16 protein-coding genes are annotated in these 18830 nt (G+C 61.3%); 8 read left to right on the top strand and 8 right to left on the bottom strand.

From position 1 onward, the window contains the following. Positions 1 to 23 precede the first annotated feature (23 nt). Positions 24 to 1058 carry a type IV pilus twitching motility protein PilT gene (locus KGB23_RS11490; protein ID WP_095127084.1) on the top strand — a complete coding sequence of 345 codons (1035 nt, stop codon included), beginning with the start codon at positions 24 to 26 and terminating at the stop codon, positions 1056 to 1058. A 50-nt stretch (positions 1059 to 1108) separates the two neighbouring features. Here KGB23_RS11490 and KGB23_RS11495 read toward each other — a convergent pair whose 3' ends face one another. Beyond that, a complete protein-coding gene (locus KGB23_RS11495) occupies positions 1109 to 1729 on the bottom strand; it encodes a C40 family peptidase (protein WP_150658524.1) in 621 nt (206 codons plus the stop codon). 250 nt (positions 1730 to 1979) lie between these two features. Here KGB23_RS11495 and KGB23_RS11500 point away from each other — a divergent pair, with 250 nt between their 5' ends. Next, on the top strand, positions 1980 to 2411 hold the full coding sequence (locus tag KGB23_RS11500; protein ID WP_046045230.1) for an NINE protein: 432 nt from the start codon (positions 1980 to 1982) through the stop codon (positions 2409 to 2411). A gap of 96 nt (positions 2412 to 2507) precedes the next feature. On the opposite strand, the gene KGB23_RS11505 is transcribed toward KGB23_RS11500, so the two are convergent. The 7 genes from KGB23_RS11505 to gshB all read right to left on the bottom strand — a co-directional run bounded on the left by KGB23_RS11505 (position 2508) and on the right by gshB (position 8531). Continuing rightward, positions 2508 to 3779 carry a dihydroorotase gene (locus KGB23_RS11505; RefSeq protein ID WP_008152614.1) on the bottom strand — a complete coding sequence of 424 codons (1272 nt, stop codon included), beginning with the start codon at positions 3777 to 3779 and terminating at the stop codon, positions 2508 to 2510. Continuing rightward, positions 3776 to 4795, bottom strand: coding sequence for an aspartate carbamoyltransferase catalytic subunit (locus KGB23_RS11510; RefSeq protein WP_223431167.1), 1020 nt, complete (start codon positions 4793 to 4795; stop codon positions 3776 to 3778). Before KGB23_RS11510 ends, KGB23_RS11505 begins: the two co-directional genes overlap by 4 nt. Before the next feature lie 27 nt (positions 4796 to 4822). Next, the gene (pyrR, locus tag KGB23_RS11515) at positions 4823 to 5326 is read right to left on the bottom strand and encodes a bifunctional pyr operon transcriptional regulator/uracil phosphoribosyltransferase PyrR (RefSeq protein ID WP_008152613.1); all 504 of its coding nucleotides are present in this window, start codon (positions 5324 to 5326) and stop codon (positions 4823 to 4825) included. 84 nt (positions 5327 to 5410) lie between these two features. Continuing rightward, the gene (gene ruvX, locus KGB23_RS11520) at positions 5411 to 5848 is read right to left on the bottom strand and encodes a Holliday junction resolvase RuvX (protein WP_005792259.1); all 438 of its coding nucleotides are present in this window, start codon (positions 5846 to 5848) and stop codon (positions 5411 to 5413) included. Continuing rightward, a complete protein-coding gene (locus tag KGB23_RS11525) occupies positions 5848 to 6420 on the bottom strand; it encodes a YqgE/AlgH family protein (RefSeq protein WP_150658376.1) in 573 nt (190 codons plus the stop codon). The genes ruvX and KGB23_RS11525 overlap by 1 nt, the downstream gene beginning before the upstream one ends. Positions 6421 to 6600: 180 nt before the next feature. Next, entirely contained in the window at positions 6601 to 7500 is a 900-nt protein-coding gene (locus KGB23_RS11530; RefSeq protein ID WP_223431168.1) for an energy transducer TonB, read from the bottom strand. A 77-nt stretch (positions 7501 to 7577) separates the two neighbouring features. Continuing rightward, a complete protein-coding gene (gene gshB, locus KGB23_RS11535; protein WP_140675026.1) occupies positions 7578 to 8531 on the bottom strand; it encodes a glutathione synthase in 954 nt (317 codons plus the stop codon). A gap of 234 nt (positions 8532 to 8765) precedes the next feature. Here gshB and pilG point away from each other — a divergent pair, with 234 nt between their 5' ends. The 6 genes from pilG to KGB23_RS11565 all read left to right on the top strand — a co-directional run bounded on the left by pilG (position 8766) and on the right by KGB23_RS11565 (position 18742). Next, positions 8766 to 9170 (top strand): twitching motility response regulator PilG, encoded by a 405-nt coding sequence (gene pilG / locus KGB23_RS11540; RefSeq protein ID WP_008152601.1) that lies wholly within the window; start codon positions 8766 to 8768, stop codon positions 9168 to 9170. 57 nt (positions 9171 to 9227) lie between these two features. After that, positions 9228 to 9593, top strand: a complete 366-nt coding sequence (gene pilH, locus KGB23_RS11545; RefSeq protein ID WP_008068134.1) for a twitching motility response regulator PilH — start codon at positions 9228 to 9230, stop codon at positions 9591 to 9593. 10 nt (positions 9594 to 9603) lie between these two features. After that, on the top strand, positions 9604 to 10137 hold the full coding sequence (locus KGB23_RS11550) for a chemotaxis protein CheW (protein WP_223431169.1): 534 nt from the start codon (positions 9604 to 9606) through the stop codon (positions 10135 to 10137). 155 nt (positions 10138 to 10292) lie between these two features. Then, positions 10293 to 12350, top strand: a complete 2058-nt coding sequence (locus KGB23_RS11555) for a methyl-accepting chemotaxis protein (RefSeq protein WP_223431170.1) — start codon at positions 10293 to 10295, stop codon at positions 12348 to 12350. Between the two features lie 37 nt (positions 12351 to 12387). Continuing rightward, positions 12388 to 18294, top strand: coding sequence for an Hpt domain-containing protein (locus KGB23_RS11560; RefSeq protein WP_223431171.1), 5907 nt, complete (start codon positions 12388 to 12390; stop codon positions 18292 to 18294). Further along, positions 18287 to 18742, top strand: a complete 456-nt coding sequence (locus KGB23_RS11565; protein ID WP_046053659.1) for a chemotaxis protein CheW — start codon at positions 18287 to 18289, stop codon at positions 18740 to 18742. The genes KGB23_RS11560 and KGB23_RS11565 overlap by 8 nt, the downstream gene beginning before the upstream one ends. Positions 18743 to 18830: the final 88 nt, after the last annotated feature.

Below are 18830 nucleotides of genomic sequence, written 5' to 3' on the forward strand. Positions count from 1 at the left end.
TTCTACTGGAATTGAGGAACGCTATGGATATCACTGAGCTGCTGGCTTTCAGCGCGAAACAGGGCGCGTCCGACTTGCATCTGTCTGCCGGCCTGCCACCGATGATCCGCGTCGACGGCGATGTGCGGCGCATCAACCTGCCAGCCCTGGACCACAAACAGGTGCAGGCGCTGATCTACGACATCATGAACGACACGCAGCGGGTGGACTTCGAGAAGCACCTGGAGACCGACTTCTCCTTTGACGTGCCCGGCGTGGCGCGTTTTCGGGTTAACGCGTTCAACCACAATCGCGGTGCTGGCGCGGTGTTCCGGACCATTCCGTCCAAGGTCCTGAGCATGGACGATCTCGGTATGGGGGAAGTGTTTCGCAAGATTACCGAAGCGCCGCGAGGGCTGGTGCTGGTGACCGGTCCGACCGGTTCCGGCAAATCCACCACCCTGGCGGCGATGATCGATCACCTGAACACCCATCGCCATCAGCACATCCTCACCATCGAAGACCCGATCGAGTTCGTCCACGAGTCACGCAAATGCTTGATCAATCAGCGTGAAGTCCATCGTGATACGCGCAGCTTTGCCACGGCTCTGCGCTCGGCCCTGCGGGAGGACCCGGACGTGATTCTGGTGGGGGAGATGCGGGATCTGGAGACCATTCGCCTGGCGTTGACCGCCGCCGAAACCGGGCATCTGGTGTTTGGCACGCTGCACACGACCTCGGCGGCGAAAACCATCGACCGGGTGGTGGACGTGTTTCCGGGGGACGAGAAATCGATGGTTCGTTCGATGCTGTCCGAGTCGTTGCTGGCGGTGGTGTCGCAGACGTTGGTCAAGAAGATCGGCGGCGGGCGGATCGCGGCCCACGAAATCATGCTCGGCACGTCAGCGATCCGTAACCTGATCCGCGAGGACAAGGTGGCGCAGATGTACTCGTCGATTCAGACCGGGGGAAACCTGGGGATGCAGACGCTGGATATGTGCTTGAAGGAGCTGGTGAGCAAGGGCTTGATCAGCCGCGAGCATGCGCGGGAGAAGGCGCGCACGCCGGATGGTTTTTGAGGCTTAAAAGCAAAAGATCGCAGCCTGCGATCTTTTGATCTTGCTTCAAATCAGCGCTGAACAACCTGCAGGGTGTTCTTCTCTTTCGGCATAACCCGCTTGGCAACCACGTAGTGGCTTTCCCAGTAGGGTTTTTTCAGCGTATCGATGGTCACCGACTTGCCACGACGTGGTGCGTGGATGAAGCGGTCGTTGCCCAGGTAGATGGCAACGTGATTGACCCGACGGCTCTTGATGTTGAAGAAAATCAGGTCGCCAGGCTTCAGATCCTTGCGATCGACTTTCTCCCCATGACCGCTGGCCATGGCGTTGGAAGTGCGCGGCAGGTCAAAGGTGGCGTCGTTAAACGCGTATTTCACCAGGCCACTGCAGTCGAACCCTTTACTTGGGCTGCTGCCGCCCCAACGGTACGGAGTACCGAGGACGTTTACGGCGCGGCTCAGCACATTGCTGCTTTCCTTGGTCGCCATCGGCGGTACAAGGCTGCTTTTGCTGCTGCTCAACTGGGGAGCGCGATTTACGGTCTGTTTGTTTTTGCTCGAAGGAGCAGAAACATGGGATTTTTGGGTGTAACCATTAACGTTAGGAAGACGTTGCTCACGATTGGTGGCGTGGGCGGCCAGTGGCATCAAAAGGCAAATGGTTAGCCATGTCTTGAAAAATGGACGCATTAGGCAAGGCTCATATAAGTTAGCGCGCAACTTTATAACAGCTTTTTTGGCCGTTCCGAGGCCGTTGGTCGATTCAACCTTGGGGTCAACGGAACCAAATAAGCGGAAAATAGACGCGATTGTCGGACACAACGCTTGTGGTACAAGGCTTTGACGGGACACAAGGTAGCATTTGCCATACGTCGGCAACCTGTAAAAAAGTCACAAAGATTTAAAGAATATTTATCTATCGTGTGAATCGAGGTCCTTCATGAACACCTATCAACAGCCCGTTTCGCATCAAGACACGCACAGCAAAGTGATCGGTTACCTGCTGTGGATTTTCGGTTTTACCGGCGCTCACCGCTTCTATTACGGCAAGCCAGTGACGGGGACGATCTGGTTCTTCACCTTCGGTTTGTTGGGTATCGGTTGGCTGATCGACGTGTTTCTGATCCCGGCCATGGATCGTGAAGCGGACCTGCGTTTTACCGCCGGGCCTATCGAGTACAACGTGGCGTGGATTCTGCTGACGTTTCTGGGGGTATTCGGCGTACACCGGATGTATCAGGGGAAGTGGATCAGCGGATTGCTGTACCTGGTGACGGGCGGGGTGTTCTTTCTGGGGGTGCTGTATGACTTCTGGACGCTGAATGACCAGGTGTCGATTCGCAACGCCCAGAACAGAGGTGCCTTCCAGTAAATTGTGGCGAGGGAGCTTGCTCCCGCTGGGCTGCGCAGCAGACCTGTTTTGGGGTCGCTTCGCGACCCAACGGGAGCAAGCTCCCTCGCCACATTCTTACGCCTGGTGGCTAATGCGTCCATCCACCAGGGTGTAACGCACCACGCCCGGCAGGCTGTGGCCAATGAACGGGCAGTTTTCACCCTTGGACAGCCAGGTCTCACCAGCCACGGTCGAAGCCGCCGGATCGAACAGCACGATGTCCGCCGGTCCACCTACCGCCAGTTTGCCCGCCGGCAGGCGCAATGCCTCGGCAGGTCCGGTGCTCAAGCGCGCCAACAGCGTTGGCAGGTCCAGTAAACCGTCTTCCACCAGCGTCATCGCCAACGGCAGCAGCAGTTCAACGCTACTGATGCCCGGCTCGGTGGCCCCGAACGGCGCCAGTTTGGCGTCCCGCTCGTGGGGTTGGTGATGACTGGAAATGGCCGAGACCACACCCGATTTCACCGCTTCACGCAGGCCATCGCGGTCGGCGCGGGTGCGCAGCGGCGGCTGGACGTGATAGAGGCTGCTGAAGTCGATCAGCGCTTCGTCGGTCAGGATCAGCTGATACAGGGCGACATCGGCCGTCACCGGCAGGCCGCGAGCCTGGGCCTGAGCGATCAGCGCCACGCCACGGGCGCTGGTGAGCTGGCTGAAGTGCGCGCGCACGCCACTTTGCTCGACCAGCAGCAGATCCCGCGCGAGAGCCACGGTTTCGGCGGTTTCGGGAATGCCCGGCAAACCGAGGAAGCTGGCGGTCGGGCCTTCGTGGGCCAGGCCACCTTCGGCCAGGTCATGGTCCTGAGAGTTGAAAATCACCGTCAGGTCGAATGTTGCGGCGTATTCCAGCGCCCGGCACAGCGTGCGGGTGTTGCGGAAGCTGTCCAGGCCGTTGCCGAAGGCCACGCAACCGGCATCGCGCAAGGCAACCAGTTCGGCCAGCTGTTCGCCGTCCAGGCCTTTGCTCAGGGCGCCGATCGGGAACACCTTGGTGTTGCCGGCCTCGCGGGCGCGGTCGAGGATCAATTCGGCCACGGCCGAGGTGTCCAGCACCGGTTTGGTTTTCGGCGGGCAGCACAGGCTGGTGACACCACCGGCCGCAGCGGCGCGGGTTTCGCTGACGATTGAACCTTTACGGCTGTAGCCCGGCTCGCGCAGGGCGACGTTCAGGTCAACCAGCCCAGGGGCGGCGACCAGGCCTTTGGCGTCGAGGGTATCGACGGCGACAAAACCGGCCGGCGCGGCGCCAAGGGCAATGATCTTGCAGGCTTCAATATGGATATCAGTAACTTGATCCAGGCCGCTGGCCGGATCGATGACGCGGGCGCCGAGAATGCTGAGCTTCACTGGGCTTTCTCCTGCTCGAATTGGCCTTGCTCGAATTGACGTTGCGCAGTCTGCCCGCTCATGGCCATGGACAGCACGGCCATACGAATCGCGATGCCGTAGGTGACTTGATTGAGGATGACCGAGTGCGGGCCGTCGGCCACCGCCGACTCAATCTCCACGCCGCGGTTGATCGGCCCCGGGTGCATGACGATGCAATCCGGTTTGGCCCCGGCCAGGCGCGCGGTGGTCAGGCCGAACAGGCGGTAGAACTCGCCTTCGCTCGGCAGCAGGCCGCCAGTCATGCGCTCACGCTGCAGGCGCAGCATGATCACCACGTCGACGTCTTTCAGGCCTTCGGTCATGTCGGTGTAAACCTTCACGCCGTATTGCTCGATGCCGATCGGCAGCAGGGTTTTCGGCGCGATCACGCGGATGTCCGGGCAACCGAGGGTTTTCAGCGCCAGCATGTTCGAGCGCGCCACCCGCGAGTGCAGGATGTCGCCGACGATAGCCACCGAAAGGTTTTCGAAGCCGCCCTTGTGCCGACGGATGGTGAGCATGTCGAGCATGCCCTGGGTCGGGTGGGCGTGACGGCCGTCGCCGCCGTTGATGATCGCCACTTGCGGGCAGACATGTTCGGCGATGAAGTGCGCCGCGCCGGAATCACCGTGACGCACGACGAACATGTCGGCGGCCATGGCTTCCAGGTTGCGCAGGGTGTCGAGCAGGGTTTCGCCCTTGCTCGCCGACGACGTGGACACGTTCAGGGTGATCACGTCCGCCGACAGCCGCTGGGCGGCCAGTTCGAAGGTGGTGCGGGTGCGGGTGGAGTTCTCGAAGAACACGTTGCACACGGTCTTGCCGCGCAGCAACGGGACTTTCTTCACCGCCCGGGCGCCGACTTCGAGGAACGAGTCGGCGGTGTCGAGGATTTCCGTCAGCAGCTCGCGGCGCAAACCGTCGAGCGAGAGGAAGTGGCGCAGCTGGCCCTGATCATTGAGCTGCAGCGGGCGCTTGGTTTCTAGAGGCGTCATCGCGAGGGGGACTCTCAATAGGGCGAATTAAAGGGCGAGGTCTTGCAGTTCGAGCTTGAGTTCCGGGCCGGACAGTTTCACCCGTTCGTGGGCGGCCAGCGACAGGGTCGCGCCGACCACATTCGGGCGGATCGGCAGCTCGCCGGCGTCCAGGTCCAGCAGGCACACCAATGTCACGCTGGCCGGGCGGCCGTAGTCGAACAGCTCATTGAGGGCGGCGCGGATGGTCCGGCCGCTCATCAGCACGTCGTCGATCAGCACCAGGTGCTGACCTTCGATCTCGAACGGCAGGGCGGACGGGCGCACTTGTGGGTGCAGGCCGTTCTGGCTGAAGTCGTCGCGGTAGAAGGAGACGTCCAGGGTGCCAAGAGGCGAATCGCTGCCCAGTTCATCGAGCAACGCCTGGGCGACCCAGACGCCACCGGTACGAATGCCGATGTAGCGCGGCTCGCTGATGCCACGGTGTTCCAGGTGCGCCTTGAGACGGGTCGCCATCTGGCTGATCAGTTCGGCGGGATTGGGCAGGCTCATGGTTGCTCCTTCTTGGGCCCGAGCCGGGTTCTGCTGGAGAGGTGGCTCGGGTTGTAGCTAAGTAGAGACGCTTGTTGCGGCTCTTCAGGATTCGAACAGTGCGGTGTTTTCGTCGAGCCAGCCTTGCAGCAGCAGGGCGGCGGCGATGGCGTCCACCGGGTTGTCGCGGTAGCTGCCCTTTTGTCCGCCACGATCACGCCGTTCACCCTTGGCTTCGAAGGTGGTCAGGCGTTCATCGTGGGTATAGAAGGGCAGGTTGTAGCGGCCATTGAGGCGGCGGGCGAATTTCTCGGCGCGCAGGCACATGTCGCTCGGCGTGCCGTCCATGTTCAAGGGCAGGCCAACCACCACGGCATCGGGTTTCCACTCTTTAATCAGGGCTTCGACCTGATTCCAGTCGGGAATACCGTTTTGTGCCTTCAAGGTGCATAGCTCGCGGGCCTGGCCGGTAATCACCTGGCCGACCGCAACGCCGATCTGTTTGGTGCCGTAGTCGAAACCCAAAATCAGGCGCAGGGCCATCAGGAGTGTCCCGCTTGGCTGGTCAGCAGGCTGAGATTGACGCCCAGGTGCTTGGCCGCTGCTTCCAGGCGCAGTTCGCTGCTGGTGTTGAACAAAATATCGGCATCGAACGGGCAGGTCAGCCAGGCGTTCTGGGCCAGTTCGGCTTCCAGCTGCCCGGCTTCCCAGCCAGCGTATCCGAGGGCGATCAGGCTTTTCGCCGGACCGACGCCGTCGGCGATGGCGAACAGCACATCCTGGGAGGTCGACAGGGCCAGTTTCTCATCAAGCTCGACGGTGGCCTGATAACTCTGCCCCGAGGGGTGCAGGACAAAACCACGATCGGTCTGCACCGGGCCGCCGATGAAGATCGGCACATGCTGGCAGAGTACCGGCGGTTCGATGTCGGGGCGCAATTGCTCGAGGATATCGGCCAGGTTGAGGTCTTGCGGACGATTGACCACCAGGCCCATGGCACCATTGGCCGTGTGCTCGACGATGTAGGTCAAGGTGTGCGCAAAGTTCGGGTCGACCATGTGAGGCATGGCGATCAGGAATTGATGCTTGAGGTAGCTGGGGCTGACGTTCTTCATGAGCGCTAGTGTGGCGTTGGAGGGGCGAACTGACAAGCTGAGGATGGCGCAATTTGGCAGTCGGCACAGGTCAAATGTGGGAGCGGGCTTGCTCGCGAAGGCGTCGTGTCAGTCGACATCAATGTTGAATGATTGACCGCATTCGCGAGCAAGCCCGCTCCCACAGGGATTTGTGGGGTGTCAGTTGCTGGAGAGTCTGTCCCCGCGGGCAAACTTCCAGGTCCGGATGATTTCCAGACGATCGATATCCGACAAATCCCCGGTAAACGGTGAAAACGGCGCCGCCAGCCGCACGATGCGCTGCGCCGCCTGATCCAGCAGCGGTTGTCCGGACGACTCCAGCACCAGCACTTCAAAGAGCGAGCCGTCGCGGTTGATCGAAACCATCAGGCGCAAATTGCCGTAGATCTGCTTGCGTCGCGCTTCGTCGGGGTAATTCAGATTACCGATGCGCTCGACCTTCTTGCGCCACTCGTCCTTATACCAGGCGCCCTTGTCGCGCATGGTCGACGCGGCGCTCAGGCGGTGGATACGCGGGCGCTTGGCATACAGCTGTTGTTCGTTGGCCAGTTCCGCTTCCAGGCTGGCGATGTCGCTGGACAGCTGTTCACTGTCGAACGTCGGCGCGGCGACGGCGGGTTTGGTGACGGGCTTGGGTTCTTCGGTTTTGGCCGCGGCCTTTTTCGGCTTGGGCGCGACGGTCGTCACGGCTGCCTTGGGGGCGGCTTCCTGCACTTGAGGCTTGGCCGCTGGCGGTGGCGTGACGTTCTGCACCTTGTTGTCCTGGAAAGGCGCGACCTCGGTGGTCTTGGGAATTGCCTTTTTATCCAGGGTGCCGCTGCCTTGCTGATTCTCTTGAGCAAGAAAATCGGCTTTTTCAGGCTTCTTTTCGCTTTTAAAGGTGGCGAGGGTGATTTCCAGGGTTTTGCTGATTTGCTTGGGTTCGACCATCGTAAAACCGACGCCCAACAGCAAGGCCAGGTGAATCAGCGCCGCGAGAAACAGGGTAAAACCGAGGCGATCAGCCGGGCGCACGCCACGATGGGCGAGTTCAGCGGGCAGATCGGACGGGAGCGTCATGACAAAAAAACCAACATCGCGTTTTTCACAGGCCGCGGATGATAACGCAATGTTGGTCGTTTCTTGGCTGTTCTATATCAACGGGCCTTGAGCTTCTGATCGATGGCATCCATCAGCAGGCCGCCGATGTCGGTGCCAAACGCGTTATCAATCTCGCGAATGCAGGTCGGGCTGGTGACGTTGATTTCCGTCAGATGTTCGCCGATCACGTCCAGACCGACGAACAACAGGCCTTTTTCGCGCAGGGTCGGGCCGACTTGTGCGGCGATCCAGCGATCTTTCTCGGTCAGCGGACGGGCTTCGCCACGGCCACCGGCGGCGAGGTTGCCACGGGTTTCACCGGCGGCAGGAATTCGTGCCAGGCAGTAATCCACCGGCTCGCCGTCGATCATCAGGATGCGCTTGTCGCCATCGACGATTGCCGGCAGGTAACCCTGGATCATGATCTGCTGTTTGCCATGCAGGGTCAGGGTTTCGAGGATCACCGACAGGTTCGGGTGGCCAGCGGTGTGACGGAAGATCGACGAGCCGCCCATGCCGTCCAGCGGCTTGAGGATCACGTCGCCGTGGTGATCGGCGAATTCACGCAGTACGTCCGGGCGACGGCTGACGATGGTCGGCGGCGTGCACTGCGGGAACAGCGTGGCGAACAGTTTTTCGTTGCAGTCACGCAGGCTTTGCGGCTTGTTGACTACCAGCACGCCAGCGCGTTCGGCTTGCTCCAGCAGGTAAGTGGAGTAGACGAATTCCATGTCGAACGGCGGATCCTTGCGCATCAGGATCACGTCCAGATCGCTCAGCAGCGCGTCGGTCTCGGCGTCGAGTTCGAACCATTTTTCCGGGTTGGCGAAGACTTTCAACGGACGCATCCGCGCCCGCGCCTCGCCTTCAGCCTGGTACAAATCGCCCTGTTCCATATAGAACAGTTCCCAGCCGCGCTTCTGTGCGGCCAGCAGCATGGCCAGCGAGCTATCCTTTTTATAGGAGATGCTGGCGATAGGGTCCATGACAATCCCGACGCGAACGCTCATGGGTTTTTCCTCGAAATTGGGTGGGTCGCAGTGACCTGCAAAAGTGGCGTCAGAGTGGCGCTGAGTGTGTTCCCGGTCAAGGAAAAACCACTGCCAGGGTTGGCCGATAGATTGGTTTTGGAGACTGTGCTAAAAAGGCTGCCATATCGCGCTGGCCCTTGAACATCAAGGGTTTCGAGCCTCCGGTTATCGGAAATGGACAATTTGATTCGCAAAGGCGACGGCAGAGCATTTATGGAACAGCATTCCAGCGCCTTGAAGGTCATGGTGATCGACGATTCGAAAACGATTCGCCGCACTGCCGAAACGCTTTTGAAAAACGTGGGGTGTGAAGTGATCACCGCCATTGATGGTTTCGATGCCTTGGCCAAGATTGCTGACAATCACCCCGGCATCATCTTTGTCGACATCATGATGCCGCGTCTGGATGGTTATCAGACCTGCGCTTTAATCAAGAACAACAGTGCGTTCAAGTCCACGCCAGTGATTATGCTGTCGTCCAAGGATGGGCTGTTCGACAAGGCCAAGGGGCGCATCGTCGGCTCCGACCAGTTTTTGACCAAGCCTTTCAGCAAGGAAGAACTGCTGAACGCGATCCAGGCCCATGTACCGGGCTTCGCCGCCGTTTTGCCGCAGTAGGACACGCACAGTGACGCTCGGCCAGCGGGCCCGGCGTCGACAAGAATGGGGAAGACCATGGCACGTATTCTGATCGTCGATGATTCGCCGACCGAAATGTACAAACTGACCGGCATGCTGGAAAAGCACGGTCATGAAGTGTTGAAAGCCGAAAACGGCGCCGACGGCGTGGCCCTGGCCCGTCAGGAAAAACCTGACGCGGTGCTGATGGACATCGTCATGCCTGGCCTCAATGGTTTCCAGGCGACCCGTCAACTGACCAAAGACCCGGAAACCGGGCACATCCCGGTGATCATCATTACCACCAAGGATCAGGAAACCGACAAAGTCTGGGGCACCCGCCAGGGCGCCAAGGACTACCTGACCAAACCGGTCGACGAAGAAACCCTGATCAAAACCCTGAACAACGTGCTGGCCGGTTGATCGTCCAGCCATGACCGAGTCGCTGACGGCTTTCGAACTGCTGCTGCAGATCGACCAGCGTTGTCGTCTGCTGGCGGCGGACTTGCCGTCCCAGCCGACCCGGCAAGACAGCTGGAGCGGCATCGGCTTCCGTCTGGGCGAGCACTGGTACGTCGCGCCGATGGGCGAGGTCAGCGAAGTGTTGCACGAGCCTCGGTTCACCCAGCTGCCAGGGGTCAGACCCTGGGTCAAGGGCGTGGCCAATCTGCGCGGGCGCCTGTTGCCGATCATCGATTTGTGCGGCTTCTTCGGGCATGAGCTGTCAGCCGTGCGCAAGCAGCGCCGGGTATTGGTGGTGGAGCATAACGAGGTGTTTACCGGGTTGATGGTCGATGAGGTTTTCGGCTTGCAGCACTTTGCCCAGGACAGCCTGGAACCGGTAGATACCTTGAGCGGCCCGATTGCACCGTTCATCAAAGGCCGGTTTCAGCGCGAGCAGACCTGGCAGGTGTTCAGCCCGTATGCGTTGGTGCAGTCACAAAGCTTCATGCACGTAGCGCTGTAAACGGAATGACGCAGATCCAATGTGGGAGCGGGCTTGCTCGCGAAGGCGGTGGGTCAGTCAGCATTGATGTCGAATGAATGACCGCTTTCGCGAGCAAGCCAGCTCCCACAGGGTTCTCGGCAAGGTTCACAGGTGTGGTTAACAGGCGAGGACCGATGATAAAAGCAAAAACAGGCAAGCCAGAAGGGTCGCGCAGCCGGTCACAGATCATCGCGCTGTTCATCGCGCTGATCGTCTTCATCATGCTGCTGTTCGCCAACTTCGCGTACCTCAACACCCAGGCCACGTACGACAAACAGTACATCGGCCACGCCGGTGAGCTGCGCGTGCTGTCCCAGCGCATTGCCAAGAACGCCACCGAAGCTGCTGCCGGCAAGGCGGCGGCGTTCAAGCTGCTGAGCGATGCGCGCAATGACTTTGCCCAACGCTGGGGCTATCTGAAGAAAGGCGATCCCGCCACCGGCCTGCCGCCGGCGCCGTCCACCGTGCGCCCGGAAATGCGCGCCGTGCAGCTGGACTGGGAACGTCTGTTGAAAAACACCGACGCGATCCTCTCCAGCGAGCAGACCGTGCTGTCGTTGCATCAAGTCGCCGCGACCCTGGCCGAAACCGTGCCGCAGTTGCAGGTCGAGTACGAAAAAGTCGTCGAAACGCTCCTCCAGCGCGGTGCCCCGGCCGCGCAGGTGGCCATGGCGCAGCGCCAGTCGCTATTGGCTGAGCGGATTCTCGGTGCGGTGAACACCGTGCTGTCCGGCGATGAAAACTCGCAGCAGGCCGCCGACGCCTTCGGTCGTGATGCGGCGCGATTCGGCCAGGTACTCAACGGCATGCTCCAGGGCAATCCGTCACTGAAAGTCAGTCAGGTCGAAGACCGCGATGCTCGCGCGCGGTTGATCGAGATTTCTGAGTTGTTCGAGTTCGTCTCGGGTTCGGTGGATGAGATCCTCGAAACCTCGCCGGAGCTGTTCAAGGTCCGCGAGTCGGCCACCCAAATTTTCACCCTGTCGCAGACCCTGCTCGAGGAAGCCTCGCACCTGGCCGGCGGTTTCGAAAACCTGGCCCGTGGGCGCAACACCGACACCATTGGCGGCTATGTGTTGGGCCTGTTGGCGCTGATGTCGATCATCCTCATTGGCTTGGTGATGGTCCGTGAAACCAATCGTCAGCTGCGCGAAACGGCCGAGAAGAACGAGCGCAACCAGAACGCGATCATGCGCCTGCTCGACGAGATCGAAGACCTGGCGGACGGCGACCTGACCGTGACCGCCTCGGTGACCGAAGACTTCACCGGAACCATCGCCGACTCGATCAACTATTCCGTGGACCAACTGCGCGATCTCGTAGCGACCATCAACCTCACCGCTGGCCAGGTCGCCGCCGCCGTGCAGGAAACCCAGGCCACCGCCATGCACCTGGCCCAGGCTTCCGAGCATCAGGCGCAGCAGATTGCCGAAGCGTCCACCGCGATCAATGACATGGCCCAGTCCATCGATCAGGTCTCGGCCAACGCCGCCGAATCCTCGGCGGTGGCCGAGCGTTCGGTGGAAATCGCCAACAAGGGCAACGAGGTGGTGCACAACACCATCCACGGCATGGACAATATTCGCGAGCAGATTCAGGACACCGCCAAACGCATCAAACGCCTCGGCGAGTCTTCTCAGGAAATCGGCGACATTGTCAGCCTGATCGATGACATTGCCGACCAGACCAACATCCTTGCGCTCAACGCGGCGATCCAGGCCTCCATGGCCGGTGATGCCGGGCGCGGTTTTGCGGTGGTCGCCGATGAAGTCCAGCGGCTGGCCGAGCGCTCGTCCGCCGCCACCCGGCAGATCGAAACCCTGGTGCGGGCAATTCAGACCGACACCAACGAAGCCGTGATTTCCATGGAGCAGACCACCACCGAAGTGGTGCGCGGCGCGCGTCTGGCGCAGGATGCCGGAGTAGCCCTGGAAGAAATCGAAGGCGTGTCGAAGACCCTCGCCGCGTTGATCCAGAGTATTTCCAACGCCGCGCAGCAACAGACGTCTTCGGCCGGTCAGATTTCCCTGACGATGAACGTGATCCAGCAGATCACCACGCAGACCTCGTCCGGCTCCACCGCCACCGCCGAGAGCATTGGCAACCTGGCGAAAATGGCCAGCCAGCTTCGGCGTTCGGTATCCGGTTTCACCTTGCCGGCCGCCAAGGCGCAGGCTGCGGATAAAGTGTGATGCGCCTTGGGGCGCGCGAATTATGAGTGGAGTGGTTATGGGTGATCGGCACGACTATGTGGCCCTCGAGTGGGTCAAAGGCGAGATTGCCGAAACGCTGAAAGTGGCTCACCAGGCGATTGAAACGTTGCTTGATGACCCGCAGGCGACGCACGCGCTCAGTGAATGCCTGGCGTGCATCCATCAGGTTCACGGCAGTTTGCAGATGGTCGAGTTCTACGGCGCGGCGCTGCTCGCCGAAGAGATGGAACATCTGACCTCCGCCTTGCAACAGAACCGCGTCAGTCATCGCGATGAGACGCTCCACCTGTTGCTGCAAGCCCTTGGGCAGCTGCCGATTTACCTCGACCGGGTGCAAGGTGCGCGCCGTGACCTGCCGCTGGTGGTGTTGCCACTGATCAACGATCTGCGCAGCGCCCGTGGCGAAAGCCTGTTGTCGGAAACCAGCCTGTTCAGCCCGCAATTGCCGGACCTGCCGCCACTGGACGAAGAGTCGCTGGCGCTGCTGGAACCGGCGGATTTACCCAATGTGCTGCGCAAGTTGCGGCAGATGTTGCAGATGGCCCTGGTCGGATTGCTGCGTGAACAGGACGGCGAAACCAATCTCGGTTACCTGACCAAGGTTTTTGCGCGCCTCGAAGGGTTGTGCGGCAATGCGCCCCTGAGCCCGTTGTGGCAAGTCGCCTCGGCGCTGGTCGAAGGCATGCGCGGCGGCTCGATTGCCAACAGTCCGGCGTTGCGCAGTCTGTTCAAGGAGGCCGACAAAGAATTGAAGCGCCTGCTCGAACAGGGCATGCCCGGAATCAATCAGCCAGCACCGCTAGAGTTGCTCAAGAGTTTGCTGTTCTACATTGCCAAGGCCGAACATCCCACCGGGCAGATGCTGACCATGAAAGATCGCTACGGACTGGACGACGCGCTGCCTGACAGCGCAATGGTCGACGAAGAACGAGCACGGCTGGCCGGTCCCGACCGCGATGCCATGCGCTCGGTGTTGGCCGCTTTGTGTGAAGAGCTGGTGCGGGTCAAGGAACGCCTGGACCTGTTCGTGCGCAGCGACCGCCAGCACACCTCGGACCTCGAAAGCTTGCTGGCGCCCCTGCGGCAAATCGCCGACACCCTGGCGGTGCTCGGTTTCGGCCAGCCACGCAAGGTCATCATCGACCAACTGGCGGTGGTGCTCAGCCTCGCCCAGGGCCAGCGTGAGCCCAACGACGCGATCCTGATGGACGTCGCCGGTGCCTTGCTCTACGTCGAAGCGACCCTCGCCGGCATGGTCGGCACCGTCGAGCCGGAAAGCCAGGAAGACAGCCGCCTGCCGACCACCGACCTGACCCAGATCCATCAGATCGTGATCAAGGAAGCGCGCATCTGCCTGCAACAGGCCAAGGACATGATCGTCGACTACATTGACGCCGACTGGGATCGCCAGCACTTGCAGCCATTGCCGGCGTTGCTGACCCAGGTGCGCGGTGCGCTGGCGATGATTCCGTTGAGCCGTGCGGCGAGCCTGATCGAAACGTGCAACCACTTTATCCGCGAGCACCTGCTGCTCGATCCGGATCATCCCGGTTGGCAGGAACTGGACAGCCTGGCCGACGTCATCACCAGCATCGAGTATTACCTGGAGCGCCTCAGCGACGACCCCGAAGCGCCGGGCGAAAAGTTGCTCGACGTCGCGGAAAAAAGCCTGGCCTCACTCGGCTTTTTCCCCATCGAGCAACAGGTGCCGGTGCTTGAAGATGTGCTCAGCCCGAGTGAAGCGCAGGTCATGCAGGATCTGCAGGAACTGGATGACCCTGAGACCGTCCAGTCACTGGCCGATGTATTGGCCAGCCCCGTGTCCTCCATCAACCCGCCCGCCCTGACGACCCCGGGAAGCCTGTTGCCGCCGCCCACCGGTGAAGAACCGGTGGACGATGAGCTGCGGGAAGTGTTCCTCGAAGAAACCGATGAAGTCCTGGAAATCCTCCGCGAGTACCTGCCGCGCTGGTCGGCCGATCCCGAGAGTAAGTCGGCCCTGAGCGAACTGCGTCGGGCCTTCCATACGCTCAAGGGCAGTGGCCGGATGGTCCGCGCTTTGGTGCTGGGTGAACTGGCCTGGGCGGTGGAAAACCTGCTCAACCGCGTACTGGAACACAGCGTTTCGCCGGGGCCGGCGGTGCAACAACTGCTGGACGATGCGCTGAATCTGCTGCCGGAACTGGTGGCCGAGTTTGCCCACCATGCCCAGCGCCAGCGCAACGATGTTGACCAATTGGCCGCACGCGCCCACGCCTTGGCCAAGGGCAAAGAGCCGATACCCGACGAGGACGCACAAGACGTCGCCGCCCTCGATCCGCTGCTGCTTGAGATCTTCCGCAACGAAGCCGAAACCCATTTGGGCAGCCTCAACCGCTTCCTCGATCAAGCCGCCGAGCACGTGCCATTGCAGGCCAGCGACGAGTTGCAGCGGGCGCTGCACACCCTCAAGGGCAGCGCGTCGATGGCTGGCGTATTGCCGATCGCCGAGCTGGCAACGCCGCTGGATCAACTGGCCCGTGAGTACAAGGCGCACCTGCTCGCCCTCGACCTGGACGAAGTCGAACTGTTACTCGAAGCCGAAGGACTGTTCCGTCTCGGGTTGCGACAGCTCAAAACCGACCCGTTGGCCGAGATTCCCGGCGCCCGCTCATTGATCGAGCGAACCCAGGCGTTGCTGGCCGAGCGTCTGGAAACGCTCCTGAGTTCACCGAATACCGGGTTGCGCATCAAGCGTGATCCGCAACTGATCAACAACTTCCTCGCGCAAGGCATGGACATCCTGCTCGACGCCGAAAGCCTGTTGCAACGCTGGCAGCAACATCCCGGCGAGCGTCAGGAACTCAGCGCATTGCTGGACGAATTGACCACCCTCGGCGAAGGCGCGCACCTGGCTGATCTGCATCCGGTGGATGAACTCTGCGAAGCCTTGCTCGACCTCTACGGCGCGGTGGAAGAAAGCAGCCTGGCGGTCAGCGAGGCGTTTTTCAACGAGGCGCAAAGTGCCCATGAAGCGCTGATCAACATGCTCGACGAACTGGCCGCCGGCCAGGAAGTCAGCCCGCAACCGGAACGCATTCGGGCCTTGCGCGGGTTGCTCGATGAGAGCCTGGATCCGTCGGCGATGGGGCTGATTCGCAGCGATGGCAGCCGCACGTTGAGCATCCGGGAACTGGGCAGCGCCACGGCTGAGCTGGAACAGACCGCGACCCAGGTTGAGCTGGACGATGAGATCGTTTCGATCTTCCTCGAAGAGGCGGTGGATATCCTCGAAAGCGCCGGCCAGGCCTTGCAACGCTGGCTGAGCGACCCGGACAACGCCGCGCCGCTGTTGTCGTTGCAGCGAGATTTGCACACCCTCAAGGGTGGCGCGCGGATGGCCGAGGTCGAGCCGGTCGGTGATCTGGCTCATGAACTGGAAAGCCTTTACGAAGGGCTGGTGGACCGCCGTTACGCCTACAACGAAGCCTTGGCGCACCTGCTGCAACACAGTCATGACCGGCTCGCGCAGCTGCTTGATCAGTTGCAGAACCAGCGGCCATTGGGCGATCCGGGTGAGCTGATCGAGGCCATTCGCGAGTTTCGCCAGGGCAACGCCAGCGCCGTGGAAACGGTCGAGCCTACGCGGGCCGAGGATTCACCGGGGCATGATCCAGAGCTGCTGGAGATCTTCCTCGAGGAAGGTTTCGACATCATCGAAAACTCCGGCGCGGCGTTGGTGCGCTGGCAGGCCGAGCCGTCGAATCGTCAGGAAGTGGAAACCCTGCTGCGTGACCTGCACACCCTCAAGGGCGGCGCGCGGATGGTGGAAATCGCGCCGATTGGCGATCTTGCCCATGAGCTGGAATTTCTCTACGAAGGCCTCTCGGCCGGCGTGCTGCAACCCACCGCCGCGTTGTTCGGCTTGTTGCAAAGCAGCCACGACCGACTGGCGCAGATGCTCGACGCGACCCGTGCCGGTCTGCCTTTGCCGCCCGCCGATCAACTGATCGACGCAATCAAGAACTTCAGTCATCCGGCCGTACCCGAAGCACCGACACCGGTCGTGGTGTCCGCGACGCCGAAAGTCGAGACGCCCGCACCGCAACCCGATGCCGGCGCGGACATGGTCAAGGTCTCGGCAGAGCTGCTCGACGACCTGGTGAACCTGGCCGGCGAAACGTCGATCTTCCGTGGCCGGATCGAACAACAGGTCAACGATGCGCGCGTGACCCTGAGCGAGATGGAAACCACCATCGAGCGCATGCGCGACCAATTGCGCCGGCTAGATACCGAGACCCAGGGGCGGATTCTCAGCCGTCAGCAAGTCGACGCCGAGCGCCTGGGCTACGAAGAATTCGATCCGCTGGAAATGGACCGCCACTCGCAGTTGCAGCAACTGTCGCGCGCACTGTTCGAATCCGCCTCCGACTTGCTCGACCTCAAGGAAACCCTCGACCGACGCAATCAGGACGCGGAAAACCTGCTGCAGCAGCAGGGCCGCATCAACACCGAATTGCAGGAAGGCCTGATGCGCACGCGCATGGTGCCGTTCGAACGGATGCTGCCGCGTTTGAAGCGGATCGTCCGTCAGGTCTCCAGCGAACTGGGCAAGGACGTGGAATTTATCGTCGGCAATGCCGAAGGCGAGATGGACCGCAACGTCCTCGAGCGCATGGCCGCGCCGTTGGAACACATGCTGCGCAACGCCGTGGATCATGGCCTGGAATCCGCCGAGGTGCGTATCGCGGCGGGAAAACCGGCTCAGGGTCGAATCACCCTCGACCTGTCGCGAGAGGGCGGCGACATCATTTTCGACATCCGCGACGACGGTGCCGGCGTGCCGCTGGACGCGGTGCGGCGCAAGGCGATCAAACGCGGGTTGCTGGCGCCGGACAGCGACATCAGCGACCGCGATGTCCTGCAATTCATCCTGCAACCGGGGTTCTCCACCGCCGAGAAAATCACCCAGATTTCCGGGCGCGGCGTCGGCATGGACGTGGTGCATGAAGAGGTCCGGCAGCTCGGCGGCAGCATGAGCATCGACTCTGTGGCCGGGCAGGGCGTGCACTTCCGCATTCGCCTGCCGTTCACTGTGTCGGTCAACCGGGCGCTGATGGTGCAGTGTTTTGATGATCAGTACGCGATCCCGCTGAACACCATCGACGGCATCGTTCGCGTGCTGCCCAACGAGCTTGAAGGGCATTACCGGCTCGATCCGCCGACCTACAAATACGCCGGGCAACACTATGAACTGTGCTACCTCGGTGAACTGCTGAAAACCAGCCACCGCCCGAAACTGCTGGGCCAGAGCCTGCCGCTGCCGGTGTTGCTGGTGCAATGCAACGAGCGGCACATCGCGGTACAAGTCGACTCCATGGCCGGCACTCGCGAGATCGTGGTCAAAAGCCTCGGCCCGCAGTTTGCAGCGGTGCAGGGTTTGTCCGGGGCCACGATTCTCGGCGATGGGCGGGTGGTGCTGATTCTCGATTTGCTGGCACCGATCCGTGCGATGCAGGCCCGTTTGCCGCAACAGTCAGTGGCTCAGGAGGCGGAGGTCGAGCCGCACAAGCCATTGCTGGTGTTGGTGGTCGATGACTCGGTGACCGTGCGCAAGGTCACCAGCCGTCTGCTGGAACGCCACGGCATGAACGTGCTGACCGCCAAGGACGGTGTCGATGCCATGCTGCTGCTCGAAGAACACATGCCCGACCTAATGCTGCTGGACATCGAAATGCCGCGCATGGACGGCTTCGAAGTCGCGACCCAGGTACGCGCCGACGAACGTCTGCAGCACCTGCCGATCATCATGATCACCTCCCGCACCGGCCAGAAACACCGCGACCGCGCCATGGCCATCGGCGTCAACGACTACCTCGGCAAGCCATACCAGGAATCGGTGCTGCTCGAAAGCATCACCCTGTGGAGCAAAACCCATGCTTGAGCACCGCACCAGCAACCTCACCGGGCTGCTGTTGCCCTTGGCTGACCGCAACCTGATCCTGCCCAACGTCGCTGTAGCGGAGCTTATTGATTACCAACCCAGCGCCTTCGACCTCGACACGCCGCCGTGGTACCTCGGGCGGGTCATGTGGCGGAACCGGCAGATTCCGTTGCTGAGTTTTGAGTCGGCGTGTGGGCAGAAAATCGTCATCGGTGAGCGGGCGCGGATTGTCATCCTCAATGCTCTCGGCGGGCGGCCCGATTTGAAATTCATTGCGTTGCTGGTGCAGGGGATTCCGCGGTCTTACAAGCTTGATAGTCAGTTGAGCTATGTGGATGTGCCGTTGTGTTCGCTCGAACAGGCGGCGGTGCAGGTGGGGGAGCAAGTGGCCAAGGTGCCGAACTTGTTGGCGCTGGAAGAACTGCTAGTGAGTGCGGGTCTGGTCTGACCGGATCCCTGTGGCGAGGGGGCTTGCCCCCGTTCGGCTGCGCAGCAGTCGTAAAACCATTGCGTGCGGTGTACCTGATACACCTCGG

The organism is Pseudomonas sp. GL-B-26, from assembly GCF_019947405.1.
Classification (GTDB): domain Bacteria; phylum Pseudomonadota; class Gammaproteobacteria; order Pseudomonadales; family Pseudomonadaceae; genus Aquipseudomonas.

Excerpts from the sequence above, each read along its gene's own strand:
- KGB23_RS11490 (WP_095127084.1), top strand. The coding sequence starts at position 24 with ATGGATATCACTGAGCTGCTGGCTTTCAGCGCGAAACAGGGCGCGTCC.
- KGB23_RS11495 (WP_150658524.1), bottom strand. The coding sequence starts at position 1,729 with ATGCGTCCATTTTTCAAGACATGGCTAACCATTTGCCTTTTGATGCCA.
- KGB23_RS11500 (WP_046045230.1), top strand. The coding sequence starts at position 1,980 with ATGAACACCTATCAACAGCCCGTTTCGCATCAAGACACGCACAGCAAA.
- KGB23_RS11510 (WP_223431167.1), bottom strand. The coding sequence starts at position 4,795 with ATGACGCCTCTAGAAACCAAGCGCCCGCTGCAGCTCAATGATCAGGGC.
- pyrR (WP_008152613.1), bottom strand. The coding sequence starts at position 5,326 with ATGAGCCTGCCCAATCCCGCCGAACTGATCAGCCAGATGGCGACCCGT.
- ruvX (WP_005792259.1), bottom strand. The coding sequence starts at position 5,848 with ATGGCCCTGCGCCTGATTTTGGGTTTCGACTACGGCACCAAACAGATC.
- KGB23_RS11525 (WP_150658376.1), bottom strand. The coding sequence starts at position 6,420 with ATGAAGAACGTCAGCCCCAGCTACCTCAAGCATCAATTCCTGATCGCC.
- KGB23_RS11530 (WP_223431168.1), bottom strand. The coding sequence starts at position 7,500 with ATGACGCTCCCGTCCGATCTGCCCGCTGAACTCGCCCATCGTGGCGTG.
- gshB (WP_140675026.1), bottom strand. The coding sequence starts at position 8,531 with ATGAGCGTTCGCGTCGGGATTGTCATGGACCCTATCGCCAGCATCTCC.
- pilG (WP_008152601.1), top strand. The coding sequence starts at position 8,766 with ATGGAACAGCATTCCAGCGCCTTGAAGGTCATGGTGATCGACGATTCG.
- pilH (WP_008068134.1), top strand. The coding sequence starts at position 9,228 with ATGGCACGTATTCTGATCGTCGATGATTCGCCGACCGAAATGTACAAA.
- KGB23_RS11550 (WP_223431169.1), top strand. The coding sequence starts at position 9,604 with ATGACCGAGTCGCTGACGGCTTTCGAACTGCTGCTGCAGATCGACCAG.
- KGB23_RS11555 (WP_223431170.1), top strand. The coding sequence starts at position 10,293 with ATGATAAAAGCAAAAACAGGCAAGCCAGAAGGGTCGCGCAGCCGGTCA.
- KGB23_RS11560 (WP_223431171.1), top strand. The coding sequence starts at position 12,388 with ATGGGTGATCGGCACGACTATGTGGCCCTCGAGTGGGTCAAAGGCGAG.
- KGB23_RS11565 (WP_046053659.1), top strand. The coding sequence starts at position 18,287 with ATGCTTGAGCACCGCACCAGCAACCTCACCGGGCTGCTGTTGCCCTTG.